The 4,191-nt window shown below is 69.0% G+C and carries 3 protein-coding genes; 2 read left to right on the top strand and 1 reads right to left on the bottom strand.

From position 1 onward, the window contains the following. A partial coding sequence (locus tag ACEN88_RS25700; RefSeq protein ID WP_413344225.1) for a molybdopterin-dependent oxidoreductase occupies positions 1-2,580 on the top strand: 2,580 nt, incomplete at its 5' end. A gap of 51 nt (positions 2,581-2,631) precedes the next feature. Here the strand turns inward: ACEN88_RS25700 and ACEN88_RS25695 are convergent. Continuing rightward, positions 2,632-3,582, bottom strand: coding sequence for a LysR family transcriptional regulator (locus tag ACEN88_RS25695; RefSeq protein ID WP_413344223.1), 951 nt, complete (start codon positions 3,580-3,582; stop codon positions 2,632-2,634). 99 nt (positions 3,583-3,681) lie between these two features. On the opposite strand from ACEN88_RS25695, the gene ACEN88_RS25690 reads away from it, so the two are divergent. Then, positions 3,682-4,191 (top strand): MFS transporter (locus tag ACEN88_RS25690; protein ID WP_413344221.1); only part of this gene is annotated, 510 nt, incomplete at its 3' end.

Genomic DNA, 4,191 nt, shown 5'->3' with positions numbered 1-4,191 from the left:
GCGCACCCGGCCAGCCAGGGCCGCCTGTGCGTAAAAGGTTCGGCGCTGGGCGAGACGCTCGGCAACCGCGGCCGCCTGCTCGCGCCGATGCTGCGTGAAGACGGCGGCCTGCGCGAAGCGTCGTGGGACGAGGCGCTGGACAAGGTGGCCTCCGGTTTTTCCCGCATCATCGCGGAACATGGTCCGGAGGCCGTCGCGCTGTACGTCTCCGGCCAGCTGCTGACCGAGGACTACTACGTCGCCAACAAGTTCATGAAGGGCTATGTCGGCAGCGCGAACATCGACACCAACTCGCGCCTGTGCATGTCGTCGGCCGTGGCCGGCCACAAGCGCGCGTTCGGCGAAGACATCGTGCCGGGCTGCTACGAAGACTTCGAGCAGGCCGACCTGATCGTGCTCGTCGGCTCGAACGCCGCGTGGTGCCACCCGACGCTGTACCAGCGCATCGCGCGCGCGAAGCAGGACCGTCCGGAACTGAAGGTCGTCGTCGTCGACCCGCGCCGCACGGCCACGTGCGACATCGCCGACCTGCACCTGCCGGTCAAGCCGGGCACGGACGTGTGGCTGTTCGACGGCCTGCTGGGCCATCTCGCGCAGCACGCCGCGGACGACGGCTTCATCGAAGCCCACACGACGGGCGTCGCGGACGCGCTGGACGCGGCCGGCAAGGCGGGCACGCTGGCAGAAGTGGCAAAAGCCTGCCGCCTCGACCCGCGCGACCTGGAGCGCTTCTACGATCTGTTCGCGAACACGGAGAAGGTCGTGACGGCGTTCACGATGGGCGTGAACCAGTCCACAAGCGGCGCCGACAAGGTCAATGCGATCATCAACTGCCACCTGATCACGGGCCGCATCGGCCGCCCTGGCATGGGGCCGTTCTCGCTGACCGGTCAACCGAACGCGATGGGTGGACGTGAAGTGGGCGGCCTCGCGAACATGCTGGCGGCGCACATGGACCTCGACGATGCCGCACAACGCGCCGCGCTGCAGGACTTCTGGGGCTCGCCGCACGTGGCGGCGAAGCCGGGCCTGAAGGCCGTCGACCTGTTCCGCGCGATCGAGGACGGCAAAGTGAAAGCCGTGTGGATCATGGCGACGAATCCGCTCGTGAGCCTGCCCGATGCCGACCAGGCACGCCGCGCGCTCGAAAAGTGCGAGCTGGTGGTCGCTTCCGACATCGTCCTCGGCACCGACACCAACGAGGCGGCCCACGTGCTGCTGCCGGCCCTCGGCTGGGGCGAGAAGGATGGCACCGTCACCAATTCCGAGCGCTGCATCTCGCGCCAGCGCGCGTTCCTGTCCGCGCCGGGCAGTGCGCGCGCCGACTGGGACATCATGTGCGACGTCGCGCGCCGCATGGGTTTCGAAGGCTTCGATTTCACGTCGCCGCACGAGATCTTCGACGAGCACGCGCGCCTGTCCGCATGGCGTAACGGCACCGAGGGCCAGCGCCGCCGCCTGTTCGACATCGGTGGCCTCGCGGGCATGACGCGCGCCGACTACGATGCGCTCGACCCCGTGCAGTGGCCGGTGCGTACGCCGGAAGAACGGACCGCACGCCTGTTCGGCGATGGCCGCTTCGCGCATGGCGACGGCCGCGCGCGCTTCGTGCCGACGGTGCCGCGCGCGCCGGCACACCTGCCGGGCGGTGAATATCCGCTCGTGCTGAACACGGGCCGCGTGCGCGACCAGTGGCACACGATGACGCGCACGGGCCGCTCGCAGAAACTGGCCGAGCACATCCCGGAACCGTACATCGACATGCACCCGCAGGATGCGCTGCTGTGCGGCGTGAAGGCGGGCGAACTGGCGCGCGTGACGAGCGACTGGGGCGCCGTCGTGGCGCGCGTGCAGCACGGCGGCGGCATCGCGCGCGGCAGCGTGTTCATGCCGATCCACTGGAGCGGCCAGACGGCGTCGGACGCGCGCGTGGGCACCGTCGTCAACCCGGCCGTCGACCCCGTGTCGGGCGAGCCGGAATTCAAGCACACGCCGGTGCGCATCGAACCGTTCGGCGTTACGTGGTTCGGTTTCATCCTGTCGCGCACGGAGCTGCCGCTGCGCGAGGCGTCGAACTGGACGCGCGTGCAGGGCAAGGACTTCGTCCGCTACGAACTGGCGGGCCGCAAGCCGTTCGCCGCCGCGCACGACTGGGCGCGCAAGCTGCTGGACGTGCACGACGACGACGCGGACTGGATCGATGTCGAGGACAAGAACGGCGGCATGTACCGCGCCGTGCACCTCGTCGACGGCCGCATCGAAGCGTGCCTGTTCGTGGCGCAGCGCGCCGACCTGCCGGCCCGCACGTGGCTCGCCAGCATGTTCGACAAGGAGCAGCTGGAGCCGTCCGACCGCATCAGCCTTCTTGCCGGCCGGGCGAAAGAGCCGGGCATCGATCCCGGACCGACCGTGTGCTCGTGCTTCGGCGTGGGGCGCAAGACGATCGAGATCGCGATCCGGCAAAACAATCTGTGCGATGCGGCGGCCGTCACGGCGTGCACGAAGGCGGGTGGCAACTGCGGGTCGTGCATTCCCGAGATCCGGTCGTTGCTGGCCGAAGCGCAAGTCGCAGAAGCATGAACGTCGTTCCCGCGAAGGCGGGGGCGACGGTGCTTATTGCGCGAGAAGACGTCAGCGCCCCGGCGGTGCCACCACCCCATACGCCCGCGGCACCGCCACGCGCATGATGTCGATGAACCGCCGCAGCCGCGCCGGATAGAAGCGCGCCGGCGGATAGATCAGCCAGATCGGCAGCGGCGACGCATGCCATTCCGGCACGAGCTGCACGAGCCGGCCCGCGTCGAGTTCCTCGCGCAGCGCCCAGCGCGAACCGAGCGCCGCCCCCACGCCCAGCACGACGGCACTTCGCATCGCGTACAGGTTGTCCGTGTAGATGCGCGGTTTGACGGGAATTCGTACCGTTTCTTCCGTCTGCGCATGGGTCAGCGTGACCTCGTCGCGATAATAATGGCTGACCGCGATCCAGGGCAGCGTCCCCAGTTCTTCCGGATGGAGGGGCAGGGCGCGCCCCTCGAACAGGCCGGGCGTCGCGATGACGATGCGCGGCACGTCGCCCAGCCGTATCGCCACCATGGACGGATCGGGCACCTCGCCCACGCGGATCGCGCAATCGATGCCTTCGCCGATGAAGTCCGGCGTGCGGTCGTGCAGGACCCAGTCCACGGTCATGCGCGGATAACGCGCCAGGTATTCGGCCAGCGGCGCCACCAGCTGCTGCTGGCCGAACGCGTGCGGCGCGACGACGCGCAGCATGCCGACCGGCTCGTCCACGGCGCCGCGGATCTCGCTCTCGAATTCCTGCCACCCCGCGATGAGCTCTTTTGCACGCGCGTAGCAGCGCATGCCGTCGTCCGTCAGCTTCATCGCGTGCGTGGACCGCTGCAGCAGGCGCACGCCCAGCGATTTTTCCAGTGACTTCAAACGCCGGCTGATCGTCGGCTGCGTCGTCGCGAGTGCGCGTGCGGCGGCGGACAGGCTGCCGGCATCCACGATGCGGACGAAGGTTTCGACCAGCATCATACGGTCGGCAGATGGATTGATCGTCGAAAAGTCCGTGCTCATACGTGTGAAGTATAACAGTTCGACGTTCGCCGGTGCTACACGGCCGTGTTTCGGTTCTCCATAATGCACTGCAACAACACACCCACCATGGAGTCCAACATGAGCATCGCACACACGACGGCGACTGTCATACCGATCCGCACGACGCTGACCTCGCCTCTGATCTTCCTGCTGGCCGCAAGCACGGGCCTGTCCGTCGCCGCCCTGTACTACAGCCAGCCCACGCTGGGCGTGCTGGCGACCGACCTGCACGCCAGCAACCAGGCCGTCGGCTGGATCCCGACCTTGACGCAATTCGGCTACGCCCTCGGCCTGCTGTTCCTCGCGCCGCTGGGCGACCGTTTCGATCGCCGTACCATCATCGTCGTGAAATCGCTGCTGCTGGCCATGGCGCTGCTGGCCATTGCCGCCGCGCCGAGCCTGTCCGTGCTGCTGGGCGCCAGCCTTGCCGTCGGCCTGCTGGCCACCGTCGCCCAGGACATCGTCCCGGCCGCCGCCACCTTGGCCCCGGGGGGGGCGCCCCCCCGCCCCGCGGGGGGCCCCGCGGGGGGTAGTGAACGACCGCGGCCCCCCCCACCGCCCGGGAGGGCGGGGGGGGGGGGGGGGGGG

Origin of the sequence: Massilia sp. CT11-108, assembly GCF_047302915.1 — a bacterium.
Taxonomy (GTDB): Bacteria; Pseudomonadota; Gammaproteobacteria; order Burkholderiales; family Burkholderiaceae_D; genus Telluria; species Telluria orientalis.
The sequence above is the reverse complement of the archived record's forward strand: the minus strand, read 5'-3'. Positions and strand labels throughout refer to the sequence as shown.

Bases quoted from the DNA above. Each gene is read 5' to 3' on its own strand.
- ACEN88_RS25695 (WP_413344223.1), bottom strand. From the start codon at position 3,582: ATGAGCACGGACTTTTCGACGATCAATCCATCTGCCGACCGTATGATG.